The organism is Sanguibacter suarezii NBRC 16159 (assembly GCF_001552735.1).
GTDB classification, from domain to species: Bacteria; Actinomycetota; Actinomycetes; order Actinomycetales; family Cellulomonadaceae; genus Sanguibacter; species Sanguibacter suarezii.
Window position 1 is genome coordinate 130,142 of the sequence record NZ_BCRT01000013.1, and the last position, 26,668, is coordinate 156,809.

At 69.6% G+C, this 26,668-nt stretch carries 22 protein-coding genes and 1 tRNA gene; 13 read left to right on the forward strand and 10 right to left on the reverse strand.

What is annotated here, in order from left to right:
* Positions 1-36: 36 nt before the first annotated feature.
* Complete coding sequence (locus SS2_RS08535) at positions 37-321, forward strand: YciI family protein (protein WP_066463048.1); 285 nt, start codon at positions 37-39, stop codon at positions 319-321.
* On the opposite strand, the gene SS2_RS08540 is transcribed toward SS2_RS08535, so the two are convergent.
* From SS2_RS08540 to coaE, 3 genes are all read right to left on the reverse strand, one after another.
* On the reverse strand, positions 318-1,316 hold the full coding sequence (locus tag SS2_RS08540) for a PfkB family carbohydrate kinase (protein WP_066463050.1): 999 nt from the start codon (positions 1,314-1,316) through the stop codon (positions 318-320). The two genes, SS2_RS08535 and SS2_RS08540, sit on opposite strands and share 4 nt — an antisense overlap.
* A complete protein-coding gene (gene uvrB, locus SS2_RS08545; RefSeq protein WP_066463053.1) occupies positions 1,313-3,409 on the reverse strand; it encodes an excinuclease ABC subunit UvrB in 2,097 nt (698 codons plus the stop codon). Before uvrB ends, SS2_RS08540 begins: the two co-directional genes overlap by 4 nt.
* Before the next feature lie 107 nt (positions 3,410-3,516).
* Positions 3,517-4,134, reverse strand: coding sequence for a dephospho-CoA kinase (coaE, locus tag SS2_RS08550; RefSeq protein ID WP_066463054.1), 618 nt, complete (start codon positions 4,132-4,134; stop codon positions 3,517-3,519).
* A 205-nt stretch (positions 4,135-4,339) separates the two neighbouring features.
* Between coaE and SS2_RS08555 the strand changes: the two genes are divergently transcribed.
* Complete coding sequence (locus SS2_RS08555) at positions 4,340-6,385, forward strand: ABC transporter ATP-binding protein (RefSeq protein WP_083942010.1); 2,046 nt, start codon at positions 4,340-4,342, stop codon at positions 6,383-6,385.
* 154 nt (positions 6,386-6,539) lie between these two features.
* On the opposite strand, the gene rpsA is transcribed toward SS2_RS08555, so the two are convergent.
* Positions 6,540-8,021 carry a 30S ribosomal protein S1 gene (rpsA, locus tag SS2_RS08560; protein ID WP_066463055.1) on the reverse strand — a complete coding sequence of 494 codons (1,482 nt, stop codon included), beginning with the start codon at positions 8,019-8,021 and terminating at the stop codon, positions 6,540-6,542.
* Positions 8,022-8,178: 157 nt separating this feature from the next.
* A complete protein-coding gene (locus tag SS2_RS08565) occupies positions 8,179-9,204 on the reverse strand; it encodes a 6-phosphofructokinase (RefSeq protein ID WP_066463057.1) in 1,026 nt (341 codons plus the stop codon).
* Between the two features lie 179 nt (positions 9,205-9,383).
* Between SS2_RS08565 and SS2_RS08570 the strand changes: the two genes are divergently transcribed.
* Positions 9,384-10,259 carry a class I SAM-dependent methyltransferase gene (locus SS2_RS08570; RefSeq protein ID WP_066463059.1) on the forward strand — a complete coding sequence of 292 codons (876 nt, stop codon included), beginning with the start codon at positions 9,384-9,386 and terminating at the stop codon, positions 10,257-10,259.
* Here SS2_RS08570 and polA read toward each other — a convergent pair.
* Complete coding sequence (gene polA / locus SS2_RS08575) at positions 10,256-12,979, reverse strand: DNA polymerase I (RefSeq protein ID WP_066463061.1); 2,724 nt, start codon at positions 12,977-12,979, stop codon at positions 10,256-10,258. The two genes, SS2_RS08570 and polA, sit on opposite strands and share 4 nt — an antisense overlap.
* On the opposite strand from polA, the gene SS2_RS08580 reads away from it, so the two are divergent.
* Positions 12,978-13,388 carry a hotdog fold thioesterase gene (locus tag SS2_RS08580; RefSeq protein ID WP_066463063.1) on the forward strand — a complete coding sequence of 137 codons (411 nt, stop codon included), beginning with the start codon at positions 12,978-12,980 and terminating at the stop codon, positions 13,386-13,388. The genes polA and SS2_RS08580 overlap by 2 nt on opposite strands.
* Here SS2_RS08580 and SS2_RS08585 read toward each other — a convergent pair.
* Together SS2_RS08585 and SS2_RS08590 are read right to left on the reverse strand one after the other, a co-directional pair.
* On the reverse strand, positions 13,359-13,958 hold the full coding sequence (locus SS2_RS08585) for a GNAT family N-acetyltransferase (RefSeq protein WP_245643462.1): 600 nt from the start codon (positions 13,956-13,958) through the stop codon (positions 13,359-13,361). The genes SS2_RS08580 and SS2_RS08585 overlap by 30 nt on opposite strands.
* Before the next feature lie 273 nt (positions 13,959-14,231).
* The gene (locus SS2_RS08590; RefSeq protein ID WP_157607264.1) at positions 14,232-14,924 is read right to left on the reverse strand and encodes an ANTAR domain-containing response regulator; all 693 of its coding nucleotides are present in this window, start codon (positions 14,922-14,924) and stop codon (positions 14,232-14,234) included.
* A gap of 100 nt (positions 14,925-15,024) precedes the next feature.
* On the opposite strand from SS2_RS08590, the gene SS2_RS08595 reads away from it, so the two are divergent.
* The 4 genes from SS2_RS08595 (at position 15,025) to SS2_RS08610 (ending at position 18,198) form a co-directional block, all read left to right on the forward strand.
* Positions 15,025-15,098 (forward strand) — tRNA-Leu (locus SS2_RS08595).
* A 685-nt stretch (positions 15,099-15,783) separates the two neighbouring features.
* Entirely contained in the window at positions 15,784-16,356 is a 573-nt protein-coding gene (locus tag SS2_RS08600) for a GrpB family protein (protein WP_066463065.1), read from the forward strand.
* Positions 16,357-16,697: 341 nt separating this feature from the next.
* Positions 16,698-17,048 (forward strand): hypothetical protein, encoded by a 351-nt coding sequence (locus SS2_RS08605; RefSeq protein ID WP_066463068.1) that lies wholly within the window; start codon positions 16,698-16,700, stop codon positions 17,046-17,048.
* 172 nt (positions 17,049-17,220) lie between these two features.
* Positions 17,221-18,198, forward strand: coding sequence for an energy-coupling factor ABC transporter permease (locus tag SS2_RS08610; RefSeq protein WP_066463069.1), 978 nt, complete (start codon positions 17,221-17,223; stop codon positions 18,196-18,198).
* Positions 18,199-18,303: 105 nt separating this feature from the next.
* Here the strand turns inward: SS2_RS08610 and SS2_RS08615 are convergent, their stop codons facing one another.
* A complete protein-coding gene (locus SS2_RS08615; protein WP_066463070.1) occupies positions 18,304-18,876 on the reverse strand; it encodes a TetR/AcrR family transcriptional regulator in 573 nt (190 codons plus the stop codon).
* Between the two features lie 55 nt (positions 18,877-18,931).
* Between SS2_RS08615 and SS2_RS08620 the strand changes: the two genes are divergently transcribed.
* The 5 genes from SS2_RS08620 to SS2_RS08640 all read left to right on the forward strand — a co-directional run bounded on the left by SS2_RS08620 (position 18,932) and on the right by SS2_RS08640 (position 24,993).
* The gene (locus SS2_RS08620) at positions 18,932-20,572 is read left to right on the forward strand and encodes an FAD-binding protein (RefSeq protein WP_245643463.1); all 1,641 of its coding nucleotides are present in this window, start codon (positions 18,932-18,934) and stop codon (positions 20,570-20,572) included.
* A 218-nt stretch (positions 20,573-20,790) separates the two neighbouring features.
* Positions 20,791-21,558: a metal-dependent hydrolase gene (locus SS2_RS08625; protein ID WP_066463073.1), complete on the forward strand. Its 768-nt coding sequence runs from the start codon at positions 20,791-20,793 to the stop codon at positions 21,556-21,558.
* 101 nt (positions 21,559-21,659) lie between these two features.
* Positions 21,660-22,565: an ATP-grasp domain-containing protein gene (locus SS2_RS08630; protein ID WP_066463075.1), complete on the forward strand. Its 906-nt coding sequence runs from the start codon at positions 21,660-21,662 to the stop codon at positions 22,563-22,565.
* Between the two features lie 2 nt (positions 22,566-22,567).
* Positions 22,568-23,848, forward strand: a complete 1,281-nt coding sequence (locus SS2_RS08635) for a glycosyltransferase family 2 protein (RefSeq protein WP_066463077.1) — start codon at positions 22,568-22,570, stop codon at positions 23,846-23,848.
* Positions 23,845-24,993, forward strand: coding sequence for a hypothetical protein (locus SS2_RS08640; protein ID WP_245643464.1), 1,149 nt, complete (start codon positions 23,845-23,847; stop codon positions 24,991-24,993). Before SS2_RS08635 ends, SS2_RS08640 begins: the two co-directional genes overlap by 4 nt.
* Here SS2_RS08640 and SS2_RS08645 read toward each other — a convergent pair.
* Positions 24,990-26,666 (reverse strand): sensor histidine kinase, encoded by a 1,677-nt coding sequence (locus SS2_RS08645; RefSeq protein WP_169796282.1) that lies wholly within the window; start codon positions 26,664-26,666, stop codon positions 24,990-24,992. The two genes, SS2_RS08640 and SS2_RS08645, sit on opposite strands and share 4 nt — an antisense overlap.
* Between the last annotated feature and the right edge of the window lie 2 nt (positions 26,667-26,668).

A 26,668-nucleotide genomic window follows, 5' to 3' on the forward strand; every position in this document is an offset into this window, starting at 1 on the left:
GATCGACGCCCCAGGGGCGCGTGCTTCAATGGCGCCATGACCACTTACGCCGTGACCTACGTCTACGACTCCCGCTCCGCCGAGCGCGACACCCACCGCCCCGCGCACCGCGGCTTCCTCGGCGGGCTGTACGCCGCAGGCGTGCTGCTCGCCTCGGGACCGGTCTCCGACGGCGACATGCACGGCGCGCTGCTCATCGTCGAGGCCGACTCCCCCGAGAAGGTCGCGACGATCCTCGACACCGACCCGTTTGCGGTCAACGGGCTCGTCGCCGACCGCGCGATCACCGAGTGGACTGTCGTCTTCGGTCCCTGGGCCTAGGTCTGCAGAGCACCTGACGCGCGCTCGGGAAGCAGCGCCAGCCAGTCGCGCGGCCCCACCACAGAGCACCGCAGCGCGGCGACCGCCGCCGCCTGGGCGAGCTGGTCGGCGAAGGTCGCCGGTCCTCGCACGCTGGCGTAGGTGAAGGCACCATGGAAGGCGTCCCCGGCTCCCAGGGTGTCGACGGCCTCGACCGCCGGTACGTCGACCTCCCCGGACGTCTCGTCCGTCCACCAGGTCACAGCGCCGGCGCCGTGGGTCACTGCCCATCGCGTGGCCCGCTCTGTGTAGCGGTGTGTGGCCCGTTGCACGCCGGCGTCTGTCGTCCCAGCCATCGCCTCAGGCGTCGTCGGCACGGCCGAGGTCGACGGCGCGGCTGGCACTGCGCCGTCCGCGAGCCGGAAGTCCGCCGAGGCGATGACGGTGCTGGCGCGGGCGAGCAGCTCGGTCATGACCGGCTTCCATCGACCGGCGTCGATGATGACGGGGATGCCCGCCTGCTGGGCGGCAGCAGCGAGGGAGGTCGCCACCCGCGGGTGGTGGCCATCGAGCAGCATCACCTCACACCCCTCGACCAGAGCCGCAGGATCCTGCGGCGCAGGCAGGTCGACGGCGGCCGCGTCCATGGACAGCACCGAGCGGCTGCCGGTGCGGACATCGACACGGATCGCTGAGATGCCCAGGTCGAGGTCGGTTCCCTGAGCCAGGTCGACCACCTCGACTCCGTGCGCGGTCAGGTCCGCCCGAGCGATCGACGCCGCAGGCCCGTCGCCCAAGGCCGTGATCAGCCGCGCTCGCCCGCCCAGGGCCGCAAAGACCACCGCAGCGTTGGCCGCGGGTCCGCCGGCGGCCAGGTCCTGGCGCTCTGCCGTCATCTTCTCGTCCGGTCCTGGCGCCCGCCGCGCCCGGTGGATGACATCGAGGGTGGTCAGGCCGACGAACACGCCCAGCGGGCCTGCGTCGCCAGCATGGTCGGGGGCGACCGGCGCGCTCACGCGGTCGCTGCCTGCATCTGGCGGAGCTCCTTCTTCAGGCCGGAGATCTCGTCACGCAGCCGGGCGGCGAGCTCGAACTGCAGCTCGCCCGCAGCCGCGTGCATCTGGTCGCTCAGCTCCTGGATGAGACCGACGAGGTCGTCCGCGGCTGCGACCGCCAACCGGTTCGTGGTGACGCCCGCCTTGGGGCCTCCGGGCACCGGCGCCTTGCCCTTGCCGGCGTTGCGGTACCCGCCCTTGAGCAGCTCCTGGGTGTCGATGTCCTCCCGGGCGAGCATGTCGGTCACGTCGCTGATCTTCTTGCGCAGCGGCTGCGGGTCGATGCCGTGCTCGAGGTTGTAGGCCACCTGCTTCTCACGGCGCCGGTCCGTCTCCTCCAGAGCCATTGCCATGGAGGGAGTGATCTTGTCGGCGTACATGTGCACCTCGCCGGAGACGTTACGGGCGGCACGCCCGATCGTCTGGATGAGGGAGGTGCTCGAGCGCAGGAAGCCTTCCTTGTCAGCGTCGAGGATGGAGACCAGGGAGACCTCAGGCAGGTCGAGGCCCTCACGCAGCAGGTTGATGCCGACGAGCACGTCGTACTCCCCCATGCGCAGCTCCCGCAGCAGCTCCACCCGGCGCAGCGTGTCGACCTCGGAGTGCAGGTACCGCACGCGCACGCCCTTGTCGAGGAAGTAGTCGGTGAGGTCCTCGGCCATCTTCTTGGTCAGCGTCGTCACGAGCACCCGCTCGTCGCGCTCGGCCCGCAGGCGGATCTCCTCGAGCAGGTCGTCGATCTGCCCGGTGGTCGGCTTGATGATGACGGCGGGGTCCACCAAGCCGGTCGGACGGATGATCTGCTCCACGAAGCCGTCGGACATCGACAGCTCGTACTTGCCCGGGGTGGCCGAGAGGTAGACGGTCTGGCCGATGCGGTCGACGAACTCCTCCCACCGCAGCGGCCGGTTGTCCATGGCGCTGGGCAGCCGGAAGCCGTGGTCGACGAGGTTGCGCTTGCGGGACATGTCGCCCTCGTACATGGCGCCGATCTGCGGCACGGTCACGTGGGACTCGTCGATGACGAGGAGGAAGTCCTCGGGGAAGTAGTCCAGCAGCGTGTGCGGCGCGGTGCCCGGACCACGGCCGTCGATGTGCCGGGAGTAGTTCTCGATCCCCGCGCAGGAGCCGATCTGCCGCATCATCTCGATGTCGTAGGTCGTGCGCATGCGCAGGCGCTGCGCCTCGAGCATCTTGTTCTGACGCTCCAGCTCGGCCAGCCGCTCCTCGAGCTCCGCCTCGATCGAGGCGACGGCCCGCTCCATCCGTTCCGGACCTGCCACATAGTGGGTGGCCGGGAACAGGTTGACGGACTTCTCCGAGCGGACCACGTCTCCGGTCAGCGGGTGCAGCGTCTGGATCGCCTCGATCTCGTCGCCGAAGAACTCGATCCGGATGGCGAGCTCCTCGTAGACCGGGATGATCTCGACCGTGTCCCCGCGCACCCGGAAGGTGCCGCGGGTGAAGGCGATGTCGTTGCGGGTGTACTGCATGGCGACGAACTTGCGCAGCAGCGCGTCGCGCTCGACCGTGTCACCGACGTCCAGCCGGACCATGCGGTCCACGTACTCCTGCGGCGTACCGAGGCCGTAGATGCACGACACCGAGGCCACGACGACGACGTCGCGCCGGGTGAGCAGGTTGCTCGTGGCCGAGTGGCGCAGCCGCTCGACCTCGTCGTTGACCGAGGAGTCCTTCTCGATGAAGGTGTCGGTCTGAGCGATGTATGCCTCGGGCTGGTAGTAGTCGTAGTAGGAGACGAAGTACTCGACCGCGTTGTTGGGCAGCAGCTCGCGGAACTCGGTGGCGAGCTGCGCCGCGAGGGTCTTGTTGGGCGCCATGACGAGGGTCGGCCGCTGCAGCTTCTCGATGAGCCAGGCCGTGGTGGCCGACTTTCCGGTACCGGTGGCCCCGAGCAGGACGACGTCCTTCTCCCCGCCTTGGATGCGTTGGGTGAGCTCGGCGATCGCTGTCGGCTGGTCACCGGACGGGGTGTAGTCGGAGATGACCTCGAAGGGGGCGACGGTTCGCTGAAGATCGGTCACAGGGCGCATAGGTCTACGGTACGACGTGCCACCGACACGACGCGTCTCACCGCCCCGCGACAGCCCTCGACAGGCGCACCACGACCCTGGTCAGCCCCCGGGGGGCAGCCCGAGGGTCAGCCTGCTTCCTGGCTCACCTCGTCCTGCAGGCGGGTCCACAGCGCGTCCACGGCGGCCCTGAGCTCGTCCTCGCTGCCGGAGCCGGAGACGATGACGTCGGCGGCCTCGCGTCGCGCCGAGTCCGTCGCCTGGACCGCGACCCGCTGGCGCGCCTGCGGCAGCGTGAGCCCCCGGTTCTCCACGAGTCGCTGGATCCGCAGGTCAGCGGGGGTGTCCACGACGAGGAGGATATGGAAGTTGTCCTGCTGCCCGGTCTCCACCAGCAGCGGGATGTCATGCACGACGACGGCGCCGGAGTCGGCCGCGCCCGCTGCGGCCTCTCGCTCGGCGGCCAGCCGGGTGATCTCCGGGTGCACGATCGAGTTGAGGCGGCCGAGGGCCTCGTGGTTGCCGAAGACGATGTGCCCCAGGGCGTCACGGTCCAGGGCGCCGTTCGGGTCGAGCACCTCCTCGCCGAAGGCCTCCACGACGCGGTCGAGGCCCACCGTCCCGGGCGCGACGACCTCGCGGGCGAGGATGTCGTGGTCGATGACCACCGCACCCAGCTCGGAGAACCGGGATGCTGCGACAGACTTCCCGGCAGCGATGCCTCCTGTCAGACCGATCCTGATCATCGTGCTCCTCCATCCTCGCCGGGGCGTGCACGCCGGCGTCCTGTCAGCGGCTAACCTCAAAGTAGCCTGTCCGGGCGACCTCGGCTCCGCGGCACGACACCTCGATCACACCGCCGCCCAGCCCTGAGCGCCCGTCCCGCGGCGCACCGACTACCACCGGTCAGCCACGTCCCGTCCAGCAGCACCGAGCCCACCAGGAGTCAGCATGTCGATGTCAGGTGGCGGCCTCGGCGGCCCGGGCGGCGGCGGGTTCGGACCCGGATTCCGGTCCTTCCGCCAGGAACGGACCGTCACCTCGCACGAGCTGGCCCCCGGCACGGTCCGCCGGGTGCTGAGCTTCGCCCGCCCCTACCGGCGCCAGCTCACCGTCTTCCTCGTGCTCATCAGCATCGACGCGCTCATCGGCGCCGCGACCCCGCTGGTCTTCAAGGCCATCATCGACGACGGCATCACCCCCGGACGCCGCGACGTCGTCATCTGGTTGGCGGTCCTCGTCGCGGTGCTCGCGCTCGCCACCGGTGGGCTGGCCCTCGCGCAGCGCTGGTTGTCCTCGCGGATCGGGGAAGGTCTCATCTTCGACCTGCGCACCGCGGTCTTCGACCACGTCCAGCAGATGCCGCTCGCCTTCTTCTCCCGCACCCGCACCGGCGCGCTCGTCCAACGGCTCAACGGTGACGTGCTCGGCGCGCAGCAGGCCTTCACCTCGACCCTGTCCAACGTCTTCTCCAACTCCCTCACCGTGATCTTCGTGCTGGCGGCGATGCTCTCGATGTCGTGGCAGCTCACCCTGCTCTCGCTCGTGCTGCTGCCGGCGTTCGTCTTCCCCGCACGGTGGGTGGGCCCGCGGCTGGCGGCGATCTCACGCGAGGGCTACGCGATCAACGCGGACACCGCACAGATCATGACCGAGCGGTTCAACGTCGCCGGCGCGCACCTGGCCAAGACCTACGGCCGGCCCGAGGACGAGTCGGTGACCTACGCCGGCGCCGCCGCCCGGGCCCGTGACATCGGTGTCAAGCAGGCCATGTACGCGACCATCTTCCGGGTGGCCCTGACGACCGTGGCGGCGGTCGCGGTGGCGATCGTCTACGGCGTCGGCGGTGTCATGGCGATCTCCGGCACCCTCACGGTCGGTGTGGTCGTCGCCCTCACCGCGTACCTGGCCCGCCTCTACGGTCCGCTCACGGCACTGTCCAACGTCCAGGTCGACGTCATGACAGCCCTGGTGAGCTTCGAACGGGTGCTGGAGGTGCTGGACCTGCCGCCCAGCGTCGTCGACGCCGACGACGCCACCGACCTGCGCGAGGACGTCGCGGCGCACGGCGCGAGCCTGGACCTCACGCACGTGTGGTTCCGCTACCCCACCGCCACCGAGGTCTCCCTCGCCTCGCTCGAGTCGGTCGCGGTGCTCAGCAACGACCCGGTCGCCGACACCCTCATGGACGTCACCTTCCACGTCGCCCCCGGCGAGATGGTGGCGATCGTCGGACCGTCCGGGGCGGGCAAGTCCACCCTGTCCCAGCTCATCACGCGGATGTACGACCCGACCGCCGGCACGGTCGCCATCGCCGGGCGGGACCTGCGGGCCGTGACCCTGGAGTCGTTGCGCGCGGTCATCGGGACCGTCCCCCAGGACGCGCACATGTTCCACGACACGATCGCCGGCAACCTGCGCTACGCCCGCCCGGGCGCCACCGACGCCGACCTCGAGACAGCCCTGCGCGGAGCCCACATCTGGGATCTCGTCGCGTCGCTGCCCTCAGGGACGGCCACGGTCGTCGGCGACCGCGGGTACCGCCTCTCCGGTGGCGAGCGGCAACGTCTGGCCATCGCCCGACTGCTGCTCAAGGCCCCCGACATCGTCATCCTCGACGAGGCCACCGCGCACCTAGACTCCGAGTCCGAGGCCGCCGTCCAGCTCGCGCTGCGCACCGCGCTGCGCGGTCGCACCTCGGTGGTCATCGCTCACCGGCTGTCCACCATCCGTGAGGCGGACCGCATCATCGTGCTCGACGCCGGCCGCATCGTCGCCCAGGGCACCCACACCGAGCTGCTCGCCGCCGGCGGCCTCTACGCCGACCTCTACCGCACCCAGTTCGCCGACGACGGCACGGACGCCCAGGGGTCGCCCGACGAGGCTGACGACGCCGACGACGCAGTCCCAGCCTCGGTCGCCGAGGCCGTCGCGGAGTCCGTCGCGGACCAGGCGACGAGCATCGCCGAGGACGACGTCGACCCACGCCTGCCCTAGCCCGGCGCCACCCCGTGCGGTGCAGCCCTCGTCACGGCTGTTCTGACGAGAGCACGCAGCACACAGTAGGCAGCACACACCAGAGCGGGCCGACCACCCAAAGGTGATCGGCCCGCTCTGCCATGCAGCTCGGGGCGCAGGCCCCGAGGGTGAATCAGTTACCGGTGAGCTTCTCGCGCAGAGCAGCCAGCGCCTCGTCGGAGGCAAGGGTGCCGCCCGAGGTGGCCTCGACGGCCGGAGCCGAGGAGTAGGAGCTTGCGGAGCTGCTGCCAGCGTCGGACTCGCCCGACTCAGCAGCCTCGGCGTCAGCCTTGATGGCCTCGGCGACCTGCTTGCGGTGAGCCTCCCAGCGCTCGTGCGCCTTGGCGTACTGAGCCTCCCAGACCTCACGCTGTGCCTCGAAGCCTTCGAGCCACTCGTTCGTCTCGGGGTCGAAGCCCTCGGGGTACTTGTAGTTCCCCGCCTCGTCGTACTCAGCGGCCATGCCGTACAGAGCCGGGTCGAAGTCTTCGCTCTCGGGGTCGACGCCCTCGTTCGCCTGCTTCAGCGACAGCGAGATCCGGCGACGCTCGAGGTCGATGTCGATGACCTTGACGAAGACGTCGTCGCCGACGTTGACAACCTGCTCGGGCAGCTCGACGTGGCGCACGGCCAGCTCGGAGATGTGCACGAGACCCTCGATGCCGTCCTCGACGCGAACGAACGCACCGAAGGGAACGAGCTTGGTGACCTTACCCGGCACGACCTGACCAATGGCGTGCGTGCGGGCGAAGGTCTGCCAGGGGTCTTCCTGCGTGGCCTTGAGCGAGAGCGAGACGCGCTCACGGTCGAAGTCGACGTCGAGAACCTCGACGGTGACTTCCTGACCGACCTCGACGACCTCACCCGGGTGGTCGATGTGCTTCCAGGACAGCTCGGAGACGTGGACGAGACCGTCGACCCCGCCGAGGTCCACGAAGGCACCGAAGTTGACGATCGAGGAGACGACACCGGGGCGGACCTGGCCCTTCTGCAGCGTCTGCAGGAAGGTGGAACGAACCTCGGACTGCGTCTGCTCGAGCCAGGCACGGCGCGACAGGACCACGTTGTTGCGGTTCTTGTCGAGCTCGATGATCTTGGCCTCGATCTCCTTGCCGACGTACGGCTGGAGGTCGCGGACGCGGCGCATCTCGACGAGGGAGGCAGGCAGGAAGCCACGGAGGCCGATGTCGAGGATGAGTCCACCCTTGACCACCTCGATGACGGTTCCGGTGACGACGCCGTCCTCTTCCTTGATCTTCTCGATCGTGCCCCAGGCGCGCTCGTACTGTGCGCGCTTCTTGGACAGGATCAGACGGCCTTCCTTGTCCTCCTTCTGGAGGACAAGAGCCTCGACGACGTCGCCAACCTTGACGACCTCTCCGGGGTCCACGTCGTGCTTGATGGACAGCTCGCGGGAGGGGATGACGCCTTCGGTCTTGTAGCCGATGTCGAGGAGAACCTCGTCGCGGTCGACCTTGACGATGGTGCCTTCGACGATGTCACCGTCATTGAAGTACTTGATGGTGGCGTCGATGGCTGCAAGGAAGTCTTCCGCAGAGCCGATGTCGTTGATGGCGACCTGCGGTGCGGACTTCACGGGGGTAGAGATGGTCATTGAGTCAGGTGCTCCGATGCGGACAGGGAATAGTAAGGGATATGAGATACATCTGTGGGGCTCAGGATCGTCGTTCGCACGGCATGGACCGCGCACGACCGTAGTGCACCGCCAGCAACCCTACCGGCGGCGCACTGGGTCGGTCAACGCGGGAGGATCAGGCCAGAACCCGGGCAACCCGGAGCAAGTCCGCCGGCACGTGCTTGACCTTGCCCGCGATCTCCTCGAGGGGGACGAGGACGACCTCTTCGTTGCGCAGCGCAGTCATGACGTTCGTCTCACCGCGCGAGATGGCGTCGACAGCCTCGACACCGAAGCGCGAGCCGAGGATGCGGTCCGTCGGGGTGGGTGTGCCACCACGCTGGACGTGACCGAGGATCGTCAGGCGGGTGTCGAACCCGGTCCGCGTCGCGATCTCGTTGGCGACGCGCTCCCCGATCGCACCGGCGATGATCTCGCCGAACTTGCCCAGTTGCGCCTCGTACTGCATCGAGCTGCCCTCCTTGGGGAGAGCCCCCTCGGCGACGACGACGATGGAGAAGTTCGCGTGCGACCGGTGACGGTGCTTGAGGAACTTGATGATCCGGTCCATGTCGAAGGGCTCCTCGGGGGCGAGCACCAGCTCGGCTCCACCCGCGATCCCCGCGTTGACCGCGATCCAGCCGGCGTGGCGGCCCATGACCTCGACCACCATGACGCGGTTGTGGCTCTCCGCGGTGGTGTGGATCCGGTCGATCGCCTCGGTCGCGATGTTCACCGCGGTGTGGAAGCCGATGGACAGGTCCGTGCCATAGACGTCGTTGTCGATCGTCTTGGGGATCGCGACGATCTTCACGCCCTCTTCAGCGACCTTGCTCGCTGCGTGCAGCGTGCCGTCACCACCGATGCAGATGAGAGCCTCGATGCGCTCGGCCTCGAGGGTCGCCATGACCGCGTCCATGCCGCCGTCGGCCGCGTGCGGGTGGTACCGGGCGGTGCCCAGGAGCGTCCCGCCCTGGGGCAGCACGTTGCGGATGTCCTCGCGGGACATGGTGCGGACGTCGCCGTCGACGACGCCCTTCCAGCCGTTGTTGAAGCCGATGATCGTGTGCCCATACTCCCCCAGGCCCTGCTTGACCACGGCACGGATGGCCGCGTTGAGGCCTGGGCAGTCGCCACCACCGGTGAGCAGACCGATTCGCATTCGAACTCCCTCAAAAAAGTGGAACATGAGCGTCGAGATCACGCGTGCGCCCCGCCGGAGAGCGTGGCGCGTGATCTAACCCTACCCAGGACCTGCCCCTTCCCGGCGCCCCATTGGTCCTACGATTGCCGGCGCGTCGACATCGGCGGGCGCCTCGTCGTCCCTGGTGGAGGGCTGTCATGGGTCAGACTGGAGGTGTGACACACGACCACATCACCCGCGCCGGCTACCAGCAGGTCCCTGACGAGGCAGGCGGTCGAGCGAGCCGCACCTGGTGGGACGAGAACGCACGCGACTACCTCGACGAGCACGGTGACTTCCTCGGCACCGCAGACTTCTGCTGGTGCCCTGAAGGTCTGCGTGAGGGAGATGCCCACCTGTTGGGACCGGCGCAGTCCCTGCGCAGGTCTCGCATCCTGGAGATCGGTTCGGGGGCCGCCCAGTGCGGACGCTGGCTCACCGCTCAGGGCGCCCAGGTGGTGTCCACCGACGTGTCCGCCGGGATGCTCCGTGAGAGCCGCCGGATCGATGCCGCCGAGGGCACCCACGTGCCGGTGCTGCAGGTCGACGCACGCCGCCTGCCCTTCGCCGACCAGAGCTTCGACACGGCCTTCACCGCCTACGGCGCCATCCCCTTCGTGCCCGACGCCGCGGCCGTCCACGCCGAGGTGGCCCGGGTGCTGCGACCGGGCGGGCGATGGGTGTTCTCGGTGACCCACCCGATCCGCTGGGCCTTCCCGGACGACCCGAGCGACCGGGGCCTCACCGCGACGCGTTCGTACTTCGACCGCAGGCCGTACGCGGAGCGGGACGCCGACGGCTCGGTCACCTACGCCGAGTACCACCGCACCGTCGGCGACCACGTCCGCGAGGTGGTCGCCGCAGGCCTCGAGCTCATCGACATCATCGAGCCGGAGTGGCCCGAGGGCCACGAGCAGGCGTGGGGCGGGTGGAGCCCGGTCCGGGGCCGTCTCATCCCCGGGACCGCGATCTTCTCCACCCGCCGCCCGCAGCGCGCCACCGACGAGGACCGGCGGCTGCGGCCTGACCGCTAGTGCCCGGCGTCGTGCCAGCTCGCGCCGATGCCGACGGAGACGTCGAGCGGGACGCGCAGCTGGGCGGCGGAGCCCATCTGCTCGCGGACCAGCGCCTCGAGCTCGGCGAGCTCGCCCGGGCCGACCTCGAGGACCAGCTCGTCGTGGACCTGCAGGAGCAGCCGGGACTTCAGACCGCGGGCGGCGATCTCCCGCTCGACCCCGAGCATGGCGACCTTGATGATGTCCGCCGCGCTGCCCTGGATGGGGGCGTTGAGGGCCATGCGCTCGGCCATCTCCCGGCGCTGGCGGTTGTCGCTGGTGAGGTCGGGCAGGTAGCGGCGCCGGCCCATGATGGTCGCGGTGTAGCCGGTCGCTCGCGCCTCGTCCACCACCCCGGTGAGGTACGTGCGCACCCCGCCGAAGCGGGAGAAGTAGTCGTCCATGAGGGTGGCGGCCTCGCCCACCTCGATGCCGAGCTGCTTGGACAGCCCGAAGGACGACAGCCCGTACGCCAGACCGTAGGACATGGCCTTGATCTTCGACCGCTGGGCCGAGGTGACCTCGGTGGTGGGCACCCCGAAGACCCGAGAGCCGACGTAGCTGTGCAGGTCCTCCCCCGACCGGAAGGCCTCGATGAGTCCCTCGTCGCCAGACAGGTGCGCCATGATGCGCATCTCGATCTGGGAGTAGTCCGCGGTGAGCAGCGTCTCGTAGCCGTCGCCGACGACGAAGGCGCGCCGGATCCGGCGGCCTGCCTCGGTGCGGATCGGGATGTTCTGCAGGTTCGGCTCGGTCGAGCTCAGCCGCCCGGTCGCCGCGATGGTCTGCTGGAAGGTGGTGTGGATGCGTCCGTCGTCGGCGACCACCTTGAGCAGGCCCTCGACGGTCTGACGCAGCCGGGTGGCGTCACGGTGGGCGAGCAGGAACTCCAGGAAGGGGTGCTCGGTCTTGGCGAAGAGGTCCGCCAGGGCCGCCGCGTCCGTGGTGTACCCGGTCTTGATCTTCTTCGTCTTGGGCATCGCCAGCTGGTCGAAGAGGACCTCCTGCAGCTGCTTGGGCGAGCCGAGGTTCACCTCCCGGCCGATGACGTCGTAAGCCGAGCGAGCCGCCTCGGCGACGGTCTCACCGAAGTGCTTCTCGAGGTCACGCAGGTAGTCCACGTCCATCGCGATGCCGCGTCGCTCGATCTGGGCGAGCACCTCCGACAGCGGCAGCTCGAGGTTCGCCAGCAGGGCGTCGGCCCCGCGGTCCTTGAGCTCCCCGCCGAGCACCTCGGCCAGGTCCGTCAGGGACGCCGCGCGCACCGCGAGACGGTTGGCCTCGCTGTCCTCGGGGTCCTCTCCGACCGACAGGTCGAAGGCGCCCTGGTTCCCGGCTCCGGTCTCCAGCGCCAGCAGCTCATGACCGAGGTGGCGCTCGACGAGCTCACCGAGGTCGTAGCTGCGCTGGTCCGGGAAGCAGAGGTAGGCGGCGAGCTCGGTGTCGAAGTCGACGCCGCGCAGGTCGTAGCCGCGGGCGGCGAGCTCGTGCCAGACGGCCTTGCCACCATGGACCACCTTGCGGCGGGACTCGTCCTGGAGCCAGACCCCGAGGACCGCGTCGTCTGCCGGGGTGAGGTCCGCGAAGTCCGCAGCGACCGCTGACCCGTCTGCGTCGGCGATCGCGAAGGCCCAGGCGTCGCCGCCGGCGGGCACGCCACGGCCGGCCACCTCCAGGCCGAGGGACACGCCGGACCGAGCGTCGAGCCACTGCTCGAGGACGCCGGGCGCCAAGGTCACGACCTCGACCTCGGGGGCCGCCTGGGCGTTCTCCTGCGTGGAGTCGTCAGCAGCGGGGTGCATCGCGAAGAGGCGCTCACGCAGGGTGCGGAACTGCAGTGCGTCGAAGACGGCGTTCATCGCCTCCCTGTCCCAGGGCTGGACCCGCAGGTCGTCCGGGCCGTAGGGCAGCTCGACGTCGGTGAGCAGGTGGTTGAGCTGACGGTTGAGCCGCACCTGGTCGAGGTGCGCGCGCAGCGACTCCCCCGCCTTGCCGCCGATCTCGTCGGCGTGAGCGAGGATCTCGTCGAGACCGCCGAACTGGTTGATCCACTTCGCCGCGGTCTTGGGGCCCACTCCCGGCACTCCGGGGATGTTGTCGCTGGTCTCTCCGACCAGCGCCGCCAGGTCCGGGTACTGGTGCGGGGCGACTCCGTACTTGGCCTGAACCGCGTCCGGGGTCATCCGGGCGAGCTCGGAGACGCCCTTGACCGGGTACAGCACCGTGACGTTGTCGTTGACGAACTGCAGCGAGTCGCGGTCGCCGGAGCAGACCAGGACCTCCATGCCCAGACCGTCGGCCTGGGAGGACAGCGTCGCCAGGATGTCGTCCGCCTCGAACATGTCCTTCTCGAGGAAGGGGATGCGCATGGAGGTCAGGACCTCCTTGATGAGCGGCACCTGCCCCTTGAACGGCTCAGGCGTCGCGTCGCGGGTGCCCTTGTACTGGGGGAAGCGCTCGGTGCGGAAGGTCGTCGAGCCGGCGTCGAAGGCGACGGCGATGTGCGTGGGCTCTTCGACCCGCAGCAGCGTCGCGAGCATCGAGATGAACCCGTGCACGGCGTTGGTGGGCTCACCGGTCGTGGTGGCGAACTTGTCCACCGGCAGGGCGAAGAATGCCCGGAATGCCATGGAGTGGCCATCGATCAACAGGAGTCTGGGTCGCGCAGAGTCGGTCACACCTGCAAATCTATCGTCCATGACTGACATGGACACCACCGACATGCTCGCGGCCTCTGCACGCGGGACCCTCATCGAACGCATGGGCATCACGCTGCTCGAGGCGACCCCGGACCGGGCGGTGGGAACCATGCCGGTGGCTGGGAACACCCAGCCTGCGGGGCTGCTGCACGGCGGGGCGAGCGTCGTGCTGGCGGAGACCCTCGGGTCCTTCGCCGCCCAGCTGCACGCCGGAGCGGGACGTCAGGTGGTGGGGATCGAGATCAACGCCACACACCACTCAGCGGCCCGAGAAGGGATCGTCACAGGCGTTGCCACCGCGATCCACCGCGGGCGCACGACCGCCAGCTACGAGATCGTCATCACCGACGCCGCGGGCCGGCGGATCTGCACCGCTCGGCTAGCCTGCCTGGTGCTCTCGGGAGCCTGACAGCCCGTCGCCGAGCTCGTCGCCACCGTGCCGCGCGGCGCGGTCGACGGCCTGCTCGGCCTGGCTGGCAGCCAGGCTGGCCTGGAAACTGCGCAGGTCCAGCGGACCGCTGTTGGTCTCGGTGCGGGCGCGCCGACGTCGCGCGATGAGGTCTTCGATGCCGCGAGCCTGCCGGCGTCCGGCGCCCTCGGCCGCGAGCTTGCGCTGCAGCACGGCGGTCGGCACCACTCGGTGGCTGGCGGCGGGAGCGAAGCCGAGACGAGCCAGGAACCGTTGGACACCACGCGACCCGGGCAGCGGGACGGAGTAGACGTCGGCGGCACCGGCGGCAGCGGCGATCTCGCCGGCCTCGGTGAGCAGGGCGTGCCCCACCCCGCGGCGACGGAAGGACTGGGAGACGTACAGGGCCTCGATGTAGACGGCCACCTCGTCGACGAACAGAGTGGGTTCCAAGACCCGGATGAGCATGAAGCCGACGGGCTCACCGTCGATGGCGGCAACCCGGATCTGCCCGCCCGGCAGGGCGGTCAGCATGGCCAGCTGACGCGCGATGCGCTCTTCGTCGCTCACGCACAGCTGCATCCCGGTTCCTGCTTCGTGCCGGGCGGCCATACTCAGCCTTGCCAGCACGGGAAGATCGGCGGCAACCGCAGGCCGCACGTCGACCATGGCACGCATACGAGCTCTCCATCTATGGGTAGTCACCACAGCTAGGGGCAGTCACCGCGGCGGCCCAGCGACCACAGCGGCGCCTAGGACATCGCGCCGTGCGCGTGACCTGTCCCTAGACTGCCCCCAACCGTCGTGCAGGTCAACCAGTGGGCCGCAACCCACAGGCTTCGCTCAGGCTTCGCCGACCTGCTCGATGACGGCGTCGGCAACCTCGCGCATGGTGAGGCGACGGTCCATCGACGTCTTCTGGATCCAGCGGAAGGACTCGGGCTCACTCAGACCCATCTTGGTCATGAGCAGGCCCTTGGCGCGGTCGACGCGCTTGCGGGTCTCGAAGCGCTCGGCGAGGTCAGCGACCTCGGACTCGAGAGCGGTGATCTGGGAGTACCGCGAGATCGCGATCTCGACCGCGGGAAGCAGGTCAGCGGGGCTGAACGGCTTGACTACGTAGGCCATCGCACCGGCGTCGCGCGCACGCTCGACGAGCTCAGCCTGAGAGAAGGCAGTGAGCAGCACCACAGGGGCGGCGTGCGCCTTGGCGATGCGCTCAGCAGCGGAGATGCCGTCGAGCTCGGGCATCTTCACGTCCATCACGACGACGTCCGGCTTGAGCTCGAGCGCGAGGCGCACAGCGGTCTCGCCGTCGCCGGCCTCACCCACGACGTCGAAGCCGGCCTCGCGGAGGGTCTCGACGACGTCCATCCGGATGAGTGCCTCGTCCTCGGCCACGACAGCGCGACGCACGCGCCGAGCGGGGGCAGCAGGAACCTCCTCGGCCGCTTCGACCACCGGCTCGAGGAGCGGGGGAAGGTCAAGGGGAGGGACGATGCCTGGCGTGGAGTCGTTGTCTGTCACATGGGTCATCGTAATGGCTGCAGAAGGGCTAGCGCGCATCAAGATCGATCGATGTGAAGATTGCCACGTCGATGTGGTTTCATTGTCGAGCACTTCAGCGGTGTTACCGGCCCCGGTAGCCCAACCGGCAGAGGCGTTCGGCTCAAACCCGATCCAGTGTGGGTTCGAATCCCACCCGGGGCACCCTTCCTACCTGCGCAGAGCACCCACGCCCCGCCTCGAGCTTGTCGTACTGTCGAGCATGGCAACGACGATGGCACCTCCCCGGTCGCGCACCCTCGGACAACCCCTCGCCGCCCTGATTGTCGTAGCGGCCCTGGTCGGCATCGTGGTGGCGGCTCTACCGTCCGTGCTGCGCGTACTCGATCCACCCGATCAGTGGTTCTGCCCCGCAATCTTGCCGCCGGCCACCAGTTGCGCGCCCCAAGGTCACCTCGTCGTGGTCGGAGGCGCAGTCGTCGTCCTGATCGCTGCTTGGCTGACAGCGCACGTCGCGCTCCCCCGGGTTGCTAGCCCGCCAGCCCGCGCAGGTGTCGTTGCCGCGTTGGTGGTAGTCGCACTGGTCGCATGGTCAGCCGCTCGAGAGCCGCAGCCGTACTTCGCCGCGTTGTCCAGGCTGTTCGGCTGACGGGAAGGTCGAACACCAGCGTCGACGAGCGTCTACGCAGCCGTAGCTGCGGTCTCCGGCTTGTACGAGACGCTGCTGGCCGACGATCTGGCCCGGCGCCTGCCCGCGGCGTTCTCCCGGCGCGATCCTGCGCGACTGCGCAACCCGGCATTCGAGTTGGATGCTGGACCGCCGTGTTCACGGCCAAGCACGGCCAGGCGCCGCGTCGGGTGGACACGGTCCCGGTGGGAGGATGTCCGCATGAGGGACGAACGCATGCCACGCCGACCAGATGCCACGTCGGTCGAGCTGGTCGGGGGCACCGAGGCCCTCGAGGTCTCGCTGCACACCCATGACGACCGGTGGGCCGGCATCTATGAGGATCACCGGCGGCGGATCCACGATGCCCTCGCGCCGGTCGCTGTGGAGATCGAGCACATCGGTTCCACCTCGGTCCCCGGACTGGCCGCGAAGCCGATCATCGACATCGTGGTCACGGTGGACGACATCACCGCCGAAGAGGACTACCTCGATGCGCTGCTGGCGCAGGGATACGAGCTCCGGGTCCGCGAGCCGCGGCATCGCCTCGTGCGCACACCGGCGCGCGACGTCCATGTCCACATCTACGAGCGAGACGATCCTGCCGTGGACGAGTACCTTCTCCTTCGCGATCGGCTGCGCTCCCACGCGGGAGACCGCGCCCTCTACGAGGAGACGAAGAGGGTCCTGCTGAGCAGCCGGTGGGACGACATGAATGCCTACGCCGATGCCAAGACGGACATCATCCTCGAGATCAAGGCACGAGCGAGAGCCGCTCGCGGCCAGGGCTCCTGACACACCGAGGCAGCACGACCACGGAACCACCCGTCGACCGACACGCCCTCCTCGCCGCATGGGCAGCTCCCCTCGGCCGCTATGGTCAGACCATGCGAATTCGCTCAGAACTGGTGATAGGTGCGTTGTTCGGCTCTCTCTGCCTGGCCGGTTGCGCAGCCGACAGCGAGGCCAGCGATCCCAGCTATCCCAGCGATGGAGCAGCCAGCGTTCCCACTGTTGCGGCAAGCAGCGAGGCACCGTCCGACTCGAGCAGCACAGATCCAGCGGCACAGGCACAAGCCCAGGCCTGGCTGGACGCCGCTGTCCTCCCACCGGGAGCGGTCAGCGCCACTGCGAGCGTGGCCACCTTCAACTCCTACCAGGGGTGGCCGTGCGGCCCCGTCGAGGAGCTCGAAGCATTCTGGACGATCCCTGACGCGACCGTCAGCGAGACCGCCAACTGGCTGCGGGAGAACCCGGCTGCGGACCTCAACACGACGTCACTGGTGCCCATGACGGGTGATTCGACAGCGACCCAGACGACAGTCGGATTCATCCCTGCACCGGAGGCGCAAGAAGGCATCGTCTACACGATCATGGCGAGGGACGACGGCGTCGTCGTACGAGCCGAGATCGCAGCCCAAACCGAGGCGGCTGTCTGTCCCACGCTGCCTGACGGTGTGTTGCGAGGCGCTCCCGGCCAGGGCTAGCCCGCTGGACCAGGCGTAGACCCTGCGGGTACCAGGTGCTTGCGACTTCAGGCAACTGGCCGTTCCTGGCGCGCGACGGTCCCGGGCACCGGCTTACTTTGAGCCGAAGAGCCGACGCACCTGATCGCCGGCGAGGCATGTCCAGCACATGCCCTCAGGACAGGAGCCCGCCATGCACGTTCCCGATCATTTCCTCAACGACGCCACGTCGATCACCACCGGCCTGGCGGCCGTGGCCGCCGTCGGCTATGCCGCCTACCGCGCACGGTCGGAGGTGACGCGCGACCGGATCGTCATGGCCGCGGCCACGACCGGCTTGGTCTTCGCCGTGCAGATGCTCAACTATCCGGTCTCATCGGGGACGAGCGGTCACCTCATGGGCGGTGCCCTCGCGGCGGCCCTCGTGGGGCCGTGGCTCGGCATGCTCTCGGTGACGGTCGTCCTGCTCGTCCAGTCCCTGGTCTTCGCCGACGGCGGGATCACGGCACTGGGCACCAACGTGCTGCTCATGGCGGTGGTCGGGACACTCGTGGGCTGGACGGTCACCCGCGTGGCCCTGTTCCTGCTGCGTGGCCGGGCCGCTCCCCTGGCAGCCGGAGCGGGTGCGTTGGTGAGCGTGCCGGTCTCCGCCGCGGTGTTCGTCGTCCTGTTCGCGGTGGGTGGCACGGTGGCTGTGCCGGTCGGCGAGCTCGCCTCGCAGATGCTCGGGGTACACCTGGCCATCGGCGCAGGTGAGGCGTTGATCACCGGCGGCGTCGTCGCTCTGGTCATGGCTGTCGCGCCGGGTGCCGCCCACATCGAGTCCGCCGTGGCCCTGGAGAGCGGCCAGCCGGCACGTGTCGCGTCCGGCAGCCGTCGCCCTGTGGCAGTCCTCGGTGCGGGGGCGGTCGTGGCGGCGGTGCTGCTGTCCTCTTTCGCGGCCTCCTCCCCCGACGGGCTGGAGGCCACGGCCTCAGCCGTGGGCTTCGCCGGCGCTGCCCGCGACCACGCCCTGAGCGGCCTGCCGCTGGCCGACTACGGGGCGGCAGGCGGAGTCTTCGTGGGTCTGGCCGGGCTCATCGGCGTCGCGCTGTGCGCGGCGATCGCCGCCCTCGCCCTGGCCGCGCTGCGGCGCAGCACTCCGGTCGCCGTCCCGGTGACCGCCGGCTGACAGCGCCTGCCACCGGACCGCATCACCAGGACGGACGACGACGCCCTCCACGCCCTGCCGGCGTGGAGGGCGTCGTCGTGCCTGGCGTCGTCGTGCGCGGCGGGGTCACGCCGGGCCGCTGATCTCACCCAGCCCGACCAGCTCCATGGCGCGCGCGGCCGAGCGGTGCGCCTCGGCGTCGTCATGGGCGGTGACCACGACGCCGTAGACCATGCGCTGGACCAGGACGAGGTCGTCCACGGTCAGGGTCGCGGGGACCTCCTCGGCCTGGTGCGCACGTGCCAGCAGCGGCGTGATCATCCGGCGCAGGCGCTGGCCGCCGTCGTAGTCCTCCTGGGTGCGCCGGGCATCGACGACCATCTCGACGAAGGCCGAGTCGGTGACCGTCAGGTCCACGACCCGGTTCCAGAACCGGGCGAAGGCCCCTGGGGTCTCGTCGGCCGCGATGCCCTCGAGCTCGGTGAAGTTCGCTTCGAAGACGGCGTGGGCGAGGTCCAGCCGAGTCGGGAAGTGCCGGTAGAGCACGCCCTGGCCGACGCCGGCCTCACGGGCGATCGCGCTCAACGGGACCCGGTAGCCGCGCTCGGTGAACAGGCGCCGGGCCGCCAGCAGGATCGCCCGGCGGTTCTCCGGAGCAGCCGCGGGCCCGCGGTTGCTCCGCTCTGGTCTGTGAGCCATGTCTCTCACTATAGTGATCTGGACAACGTTGTCCGGTTCGAGGATGGAGAAGCTCGTGTCCCAGTCGTTCGATCACAGCTATGACGTCGTGGTGGTAGGTACGGGAGGCGCGGGGTTCGCCACCGCGCTGGCCGCCGTGGACGAGGGCCTCAGCGTCCTCATGCTCGAGAGCACCGAGAAGTGGGGCGGGTCCACCGCCATGTCTGGCGGCGGGATGTGGCTCCCCAACAACCCGCTCATGCAGCGCGCCCAGGTCGGGGACTCCCGCGAGGAAGCCCTCACCTACCTCGAGGCCAGCGTCGGCGACGCCGGACCGTCCACGTCCACCCCGCACAAGGAGGCCTTCGTCGACTCGATCGAGGACTTCGTCACGACCGCCGAGAAGCACGGGATGGTCTTCACCCGCGCGACCGACTACCCCGACTACTACCCCGAGCTGCCCGGCGGCAAGATCGGCCGCGGCATCGAGGTCAAGCCCTTCAACTCCAAGAAGCTCGGCGACCTGTACAGCTCGATGCGCATCATGATGGCGCTGCCGATCAAGACCGACGACGTCTGGCTGCTCGGGCGCGCCTGGTCCACCCCGTCCGGCTTCGTCCGCGGTGCCCAGCTCGTCCTGCGCACCCTGGGTGGCGCGGTCGCCGGTCAGCGCCTGACCGGGATCGGCGCCGGGCTCATCGCGTCCTTCGGCCACGCCGTCCTGGTCAACAACGAGGTACCGATGTGGGTGAGCTCACCGGCTGAGGAGCTCATCGTGGAGGGCGACCGGGTGGTCGGCGTCCGCTTCTCCAAGGACGGGCGCTGGGTGACCGTGGGGTCCCGGCGCGGCGTGATGCTCGCCGGCGGCGGCTTCGACCACAACACCGACTGGCGCCAGAAGTACCACGGGATCTCCGGCAACCCGTCGGGCAACCCCGGCAACCTCGGCGGCCCCATCGCCATGGCCCAGGACGTCGGCGCGCAGGTGAGCCTCATGGACGACGCCTGGTGGGGGACCTCGATCGCCCCGGTCCAGGGCGGCGACCCGACCTTCCTCGTCGGGGAACGGTCCCTGCCGTACTCGATCATCGTCGACGCCGAGGGCAACCGGTTCGCCAACGAGGCGGAGTCCTACGTGGACCTCGGCCACCACATGCTCTCCCACGATGCCGGCGGCGCGTTCTGGTTCATCCTCGACTCGCGGCATGCCAAGCGCTACCTGCGGTCCTTCGCCCTGGACCCGCGGGCCAACAAGGCGATGAAGGAGCAGGGCATCCTCGTCAAGGCCGACACCCTGGCCGAGCTCGGCGAGGTCCTGGGTCTCGACGCCACCACCTTCCGCGCCACCATCGAACGGTTCAACGGCTTCGCCCGGTCGGGGCGCGACCAGGACTTCAGCAAGGGCGACTCCGCCTACGACCGCTACTACGGTGACCCGACCGTGCACCCCAACCCCTGCCTCGGCCCCATCGAGAAGGGGCCGTTCCTCGCTTACCGCCTCGTCGTGGGCGACCTCGGGACCAAGGGCGGGGTCCTCACCGACCCGGACGGGCGCGCGCTGCGCGAGGACGGCTCGGTGATCGAGGGACTCTACGCGGCGGGCAACACCTCCGCCTCTGTCATGGGTAACACCTACCCCGGCCCTGGCTCCACGATCGGCCCCGCGACGGTCTTCGGGATGCGCGCCGGACGGCACATGGCGCGTCACCCCAGGTAGGGACCCTGCGCTGAGCTGAATCTCCCTCATCGAGGCCTCGGTGGCCGTGCGACCACCGAGGCCTCTGGCGTCCCGGAGCCCTCTGGGACGCCCTCCCAGATTGACTCTCTCGAACAGATGTCCATAGAGTTGGCGCCTCATCCAGACCGAGAGACAGAGGCCATCATCACGCGTTCGCAGCTCCTCGCCCACCGTTCCGACGCTGCGAGGCGCTCCGCATGATGGGTGCGCACCACGCGATCTCAGGCTCAGCAGCCTGGGTCGCGGTCGCCGGCACGGGTCCGCTCATGCTCGGCCTCTACCCTGCCTCCGACTCCGGCATCCTCATCGGGGCCGTCGTCTGCGCCGGCGCCGCCCTGTTGCCCGACGCCGACCACCACAACGGCACCATCGCCTCCTCCCTGCCCCCGCTGTCCACCGTGGTCACCCGAGCAGTGGCTCGGGTGAGCGGCGGGCACCGCAACGGCACCCATGGGTTGCTGGCCATCCCCCTCGCCGTCCTGCTCGCCGTCGGAGCCGGGCTCATCGGGCTGGAGACCGAGGCCTTCGGCCGGGTGGCCCTCGGTGCGGGGGTGCTCTCGCTGCTGCTCGTCGCCTACGCCGCGAAGGCCCTGAGGATCACCAATGACGGCAGCTGGGTGCGCTCGTGGGGCCTCGCGCTCATCATCTCGACTCTGGTGACCCTCTACGCGCCGCAGGAGTGGGAGTGGCTGCCGCTCGCCGTCGGGCTCGGCGTGGCGGTGCACATCGCCGGTGACATGCTCACCACGGGTGGGGTCCCGCTGCTGTGGCCGCTGCGGATGCGCCCACCGCGCTGGTGGCGCCGGACGCCCGTCCTCAACGACGTGTGGCTGTCCAGCGGACGCCTCTCGCTACCCGTCCTGGGAGACACCGGATCGATCCGGGAATGGGCCTTGGCTGTGCCCCTGACCGTCTACACCGTCTATGGGTGCCTGGGCGCCGTCGCGGGCCTCCTCCAGTCCTGACGGCCCGGCTCGATCGGTCCGTGGTGGCCGCGGCGCTGCCAGGACGCACGCCTGCATCGCTGCACCGTGCGTGACCCACCCGCCGCACGTACGATCCACAGATGAGCGCTCCGGTGCAGGATACGCGGACGATCGTCGTGACGGGAGCCGCTGGTCCCGCAGGACGGGCCCTCGGTGCGCAGTTCTCCCGTCACCCCGGAGCTGGCACCCTTCACGTCGTCGGCGTGGACCTCGCCCCCGCTCCTGTCCCAGGCTTCGAGACCGTCGAGGCCGTCCCGGCGGCGACCGATCCCGCCTACGAGCGGGCGACCATCGACCTTCTCTCCCGGCACCGACCCGACCTGCTCCTACCGACGGTGTCCGAGGAGCTCCCGCGCCTCGCCGTCCTCGCACACGCCGTGGGGCTGGGGAGCACCGTCGTCCTCTCGGCGCCAGGTCCGACCGCGGTCGCCGGGGACAAGCTCCTCACCATGTGGGACCTGGCCCGGCACGGCGTCGCTGTGCCGCGGCACATGGCGAGCACGGACGTCCGCTCCGCCTCCGCCGCTCTTGACTGGGCGGGAGGCCAGCCGATCGTCGTCAAGCCGCGCACGTCACGCGGCGGACGGGGTGTCCACGTCGTCGAGGACCCGCAAGACCTCGTGTGGGACCGGTTGGACGGGTCCTGGATCGTCCAAGAGTTCGCTCCCGGCGACGAGTACAGCCCGCAGGTCTACCGCTCCCCCACCTCCGGCCGGTGCGTCGTCGTGGTCCTCCAGAAGACAAGGCTCGAGCGCGGACGGGTAGGCAATGCGACCGCGGTCGAACGAGTGGAGGGGGCAGACGACGTCGCCGCGCTGGCGACGCAGGCTGTCGAGGCACTGGACCTCGTCGGCCCGCTGGACGTCGACGTGCGGCGACTCGTCGATGGCACGCCGGTCATCCTCGAGATCAACGCACGCTTCGGTGCGGTCTCGGCTGCTGCACCCGAGCTGCTCGAGGCGGTCCTCGCCGACTGGCCAGGCTGACGGTGACAGCCGTCTTCACGTCGCTGCTGTTCGTGCTCGGCGTCACGGTGCTGGTCGCCGGGTTCGTGCGACTCCTCCTCGTCCCCTTCGCCCTCGTGTTCGAGCTGCGTGAGCGGCGTGCTCGACCAGGCCCGGCAGGGTGCGGTCCCTCGTTCGCCGCTGCTCCACAGGTGAGCGTCGTCGTCCCTGCCTACAACGAGGCGGTCGTCGTCGAGAACTGCGTGCGCTCGATCCTGCGCAGCGACCACCCGCGCCTCGAGGTCGTGTGCGTCGACGACGGGTCCTCAGACGGCACCTTCGACGTCCTGGCGCGCCTTGCGGGCAAGGATCCGCGGGTGACGGCCCTCCGCCAGGAGAACTCCGGCAAGGGCGCCGCGCTCAACCGGGGGATCGCCCATGCACGCGGAGAGATCATCCTTCTCGTCGACGCCGACGGGCTCTTCCGGCGTGACACCATCACCCACCTGCTGCGGGGATTCCGGGACTCCCGCGTCGGTGCCGTCTGCGGGAACGACCGTCCCGTCAACCTCGATCGTGTGCTGCCCCGCCTGCTCTGCCTCATCAGCCACCTGGGAACCGGCCTCATGCGCCGCGCCCTCGACGTGCTCGGCTGCCTCCCGGTGGTCTCTGGCAACGTCGGAGCCTTCCGGCGCGAGGTCCTCGATGCGGCCGGGCCGCTGCGCACCGACACCCTCGGCGAGGACCTGGAGCTGACGTGGCGGATCCACCGCGAGCGGTACGCGGTCACCTTCGCCCCCGACGCGCTCGTCTATGCCGAGTCGCCGTCGACCGTCCGCGGCCTGTGGCGCCAGCGTGTGCGGTGGGCCCGCGGTCTGCTGCAGGTCACCGGGATCCACCTGCGGATGGTCGGCAACCCTCGGTACGGAGCGTTCGGCCTCTACCTCCTGTACAACTCGTTCAGCCAGATCGTCGTGCCCTTCCTGCAGGTGCTCGCTGCCATCACGCTCGCCGTCCTCGCCGGCGTCGACGGCGTAGCGTGGTTGCCGGACGACTGGTGGTCCTGGGTCCTCTTCGTGGGGTTGCCGGTCTCGGTGGGGCTCCTGCTGCTCTCGATCCTGCTCGACCGGGCACCGGGGGATCTGCGTCATGTCTGGACCGTCCCGCTGTGGCCCGTGTACTCCACCCTCATGACCTTCGTCATGCTCGACGCCGCCAGGCTCGAGCTCCAGAACGCGGAGGAACGATGGAACAAGCTCGACCGCAGCGGGACAGTGTCCGTGGCGGGTCTCCTCGACGACGACGATGGCCGTGGGTCGTCATGATTCTCGCCCCGCTGGTCGCCGCTGCGCTGGTCGCTCTTCTCCTCGCCCGCCCGTGGGAGGACGTCCCGCCTCTCCTCGGACCGGTGGACCCACCGGAGCACATACGATCGCTGAGCATCGACTTCGGCATCGTGACCGACCCAGCGACTGACTGGAGCGTCGTCAACGACCGGCTGGACGAGGTGGCTGCCACGTCCGTCGACCTCAATGCGGGCCGGGTGGAGTTCACCGGGTTCGACTGGGAGGCGTACCCCGATGCCGCCGCTGAGCCGGGCAGGGATCACATCGCCAGGGCCGCGCGCGCCCTGCGCACGATGGCCGACGGGTCACCGCGCCAGATCGGTCTTGTGGTGGACGCCTACGTCCCGGAGTGGATCCGGCAGGATCCCTCGGTCGCCGGCAAGGACGCCGCCGGACAGCCCGGCCCCTACCAGCCGTCCGCCACCGCGCTCACCGACGGCCCCGTCGGGCAACGGCTCGTCGAGTACGTAGCAGCCCTCGGCGAACGCTACGGCCCGAGCCAGATCACGATCACTGAGCTCTTCCTCGACCGGTACAGCTATGGCGACGACGATCTCGCGCTGTACCGGGAGATGACCGGAGCCACCGACTGGCCGCGTGGCGCCGACGGGCAGATCGACGAAGGGGCACCAGAGCTCGGTACCTGGCGGTCCGAGGTGCTGGCCAGCCTCCTGGCGCGCATGCGGACAGCACTTGACGAGGTCCGGGACGGTGAAGGCAAGCAGATCGAGCTCGCGATGGACGTCCGCGTCAACTGGGCCGACCTGGCGAGCGGCGACGCGTCCAGCGGCCATGACTTCGAGATCCTGCTCCGGTCCGTCGACCGGTTGGTCGTGTGGGCCTACATCGGTGTCCTCCAACGGTCGGTCGACGAGGTCGGTGCCCTCACAGCAGCCCTCGCCGCGAGCGACATCGACTCGGACCGCATCACCGTCTCGGTCGGCCTCTGGGGCCCCGACGGAGTCCAGCCGATCCCGGTCGAGACGATGGCCGAGGCGGTCACCCTTGCAGGGACCAACGGGATCAGGGCCGTCCATGTCACGCCGTACTCGCTCATGTCGGAGCCGTACTGGACGGCGCTGGCAGGAATCTGGGTGCCGCAGGCGGAGGCTGAAGGCGACTAGCTCGCTGCGTCGGGACGCGCCTCCCCCGATCGCGGGAGATCCGGGAGCAGCACGTCGACCTGGGTACCGACGCCGGGCTCGCTGCTCAGTGTCATCGTGCCGCCGTGCGTGTCGACGATTCTCTGGACGAGGGACAGCCCGAGCCCGACGCCTCGCACCCGGAGCTGCCGGGTGGCCCGCGTGCGGTAGAAGCGTTCCGTGACGTGCTCCAGCTCGTCGGCAGCGATGCCCCTGCCCTCGTCGCTCACGCGGATGTGCGCCCGCCGTGCCCCGCTCACGTCAGCCTCCGCGGTCACGGTAACCTGCACGTGCCCTCCCCGAGAGCTGTACTTCACCGCGTTGCTCACGAGGTTGTCGACCACCTGGGCCAGGCGCTGCGCGTCGGAGACGAGCGGCACCGTCACATCGCCGTCGACGAGGACGCTGACCCCTGCGGCCTCGGCTGCCGGCCGCTGGCTCTCGACGATCCCTTGGACCACCGTCACCACATCCACGTCCTCCGGCCTCAGCAGGTCCGCGCCAGCAGCCATCTGGGCACTGGTGAGCAGGTCGTCCACGAGCGTCTGGAGCCTGTGCGCGCTGCGCTCCACGACATCGAGGTACCTCTGCTGCTCGGCGTCGAGCCTGCCTTCCTCCAGACGGAGGAGGTCGACGTATCCGAGGATCGACGCGAGCGGGGTGCGCAGCTCATGGCTGACGAGGCCGATGAACTCGTCCTGTGCATTCTGTTCCTCGTGGCGCCCCGTGACGTCCGTGGCGACGAAGAGATAGCCCGGGGGCAGCTCCGGGGCGGTCCCGGCGAGCGGAGGCCGCGGCGTCACGACGATCTCCAGATACCGGCGTGTCCCGTCCGGCAGCAGCACGTCCCACTCTCCCACCTCTGTCCCTCCGTCCGCGGCCTCCCCCAGGAGGAGCCGCCCGACCGACCCCGTGCCCCCTTCGACCTGGTCGGCGGCGACGAGCTCTGTGACAGGGCGACCGAGGAGATCCGCCGCGGAGCGGCCGAAGACCTTCTCCGCACCGGTGTTGACCGAGACGATCACGCCCTGCGCGTCCGTCGCGAGGAAGCCCTGCTCGGTGGCCGAGGCCAGGATGCTCGCGAGGGTGTCCCGGGAGTCTCGGACCTCTTGGGCGGCGACGGCGAGGGCGTCCCGCGCAGCGGCGAGCTGCTTGGCCTGACCGACGGCCATGTCGACGACCAGGTGCACGCCCACGACGAGCGGCGCGATGATGAGGAACGTGACACAGGCGCGAAGCACGGCGTACTCACGGCCGATGTCGACGACCACCGGGACGAGGAGGATGAAGGCGAATCCCACGAGCGAGAGGACCACTGCTGACCGACCCGGACGGACCGCGAGGCTCACGACGGGGAGGAGGGCCAGTGTGTCAAAGTTCGGGCTCGCCGTCCCGGTGCCCACGTCGAGAAGCGCCACAGCCACCATCTGCACGAGCGGGAGAGCCTTCCGCCAATCCGCAGGCCAGCGGGACCAGTCGCCCAGAAGACCGAAGACCATCACGGAGACGGACAGCGCGGCAGCCAGCATGACGATCGCCGGGTGAGCGGGCTTGAACGCGACACTCACGAGCACGGCGCACACCACGATCCCTACCGTGGCGGGGACTTCCCTCCTGCCGACCGCGTCGTCCTCGAACCACCACGTCCAGCGCACCG

Excerpts from the sequence above, each read along its gene's own strand:
- SS2_RS08535 (WP_066463048.1), top strand. The coding sequence starts at position 37 with ATGACCACTTACGCCGTGACCTACGTCTACGACTCCCGCTCCGCCGAG.
- uvrB (WP_066463053.1), bottom strand. The coding sequence starts at position 3,409 with ATGCGCCCTGTGACCGATCTTCAGCGAACCGTCGCCCCCTTCGAGGTC.
- coaE (WP_066463054.1), bottom strand. The coding sequence starts at position 4,134 with ATGATCAGGATCGGTCTGACAGGAGGCATCGCTGCCGGGAAGTCTGTC.
- SS2_RS08555 (WP_083942010.1), top strand. The coding sequence starts at position 4,340 with ATGTCGATGTCAGGTGGCGGCCTCGGCGGCCCGGGCGGCGGCGGGTTC.
- rpsA (WP_066463055.1), bottom strand. The coding sequence starts at position 8,021 with ATGACCATCTCTACCCCCGTGAAGTCCGCACCGCAGGTCGCCATCAAC.
- SS2_RS08565 (WP_066463057.1), bottom strand. The coding sequence starts at position 9,204 with ATGCGAATCGGTCTGCTCACCGGTGGTGGCGACTGCCCAGGCCTCAAC.
- SS2_RS08570 (WP_066463059.1), top strand. The coding sequence starts at position 9,384 with ATGGGTCAGACTGGAGGTGTGACACACGACCACATCACCCGCGCCGGC.
- SS2_RS08580 (WP_066463063.1), top strand. The coding sequence starts at position 12,978 with ATGACTGACATGGACACCACCGACATGCTCGCGGCCTCTGCACGCGGG.
- polA (WP_066463061.1), bottom strand. The coding sequence starts at position 12,979 with ATGGACGATAGATTTGCAGGTGTGACCGACTCTGCGCGACCCAGACTC.
- SS2_RS08590 (WP_157607264.1), bottom strand. The coding sequence starts at position 14,924 with ATGACCCATGTGACAGACAACGACTCCACGCCAGGCATCGTCCCTCCC.
- SS2_RS08600 (WP_066463065.1), top strand. The coding sequence starts at position 15,784 with ATGAGGGACGAACGCATGCCACGCCGACCAGATGCCACGTCGGTCGAG.
- SS2_RS08610 (WP_066463069.1), top strand. The coding sequence starts at position 17,221 with ATGCACGTTCCCGATCATTTCCTCAACGACGCCACGTCGATCACCACC.
- SS2_RS08615 (WP_066463070.1), bottom strand. The coding sequence starts at position 18,876 with ATGGCTCACAGACCAGAGCGGAGCAACCGCGGGCCCGCGGCTGCTCCG.
- SS2_RS08625 (WP_066463073.1), top strand. The coding sequence starts at position 20,791 with ATGATGGGTGCGCACCACGCGATCTCAGGCTCAGCAGCCTGGGTCGCG.
- SS2_RS08630 (WP_066463075.1), top strand. The coding sequence starts at position 21,660 with ATGAGCGCTCCGGTGCAGGATACGCGGACGATCGTCGTGACGGGAGCC.
- SS2_RS08640 (WP_245643464.1), top strand. The coding sequence starts at position 23,845 with ATGATTCTCGCCCCGCTGGTCGCCGCTGCGCTGGTCGCTCTTCTCCTC.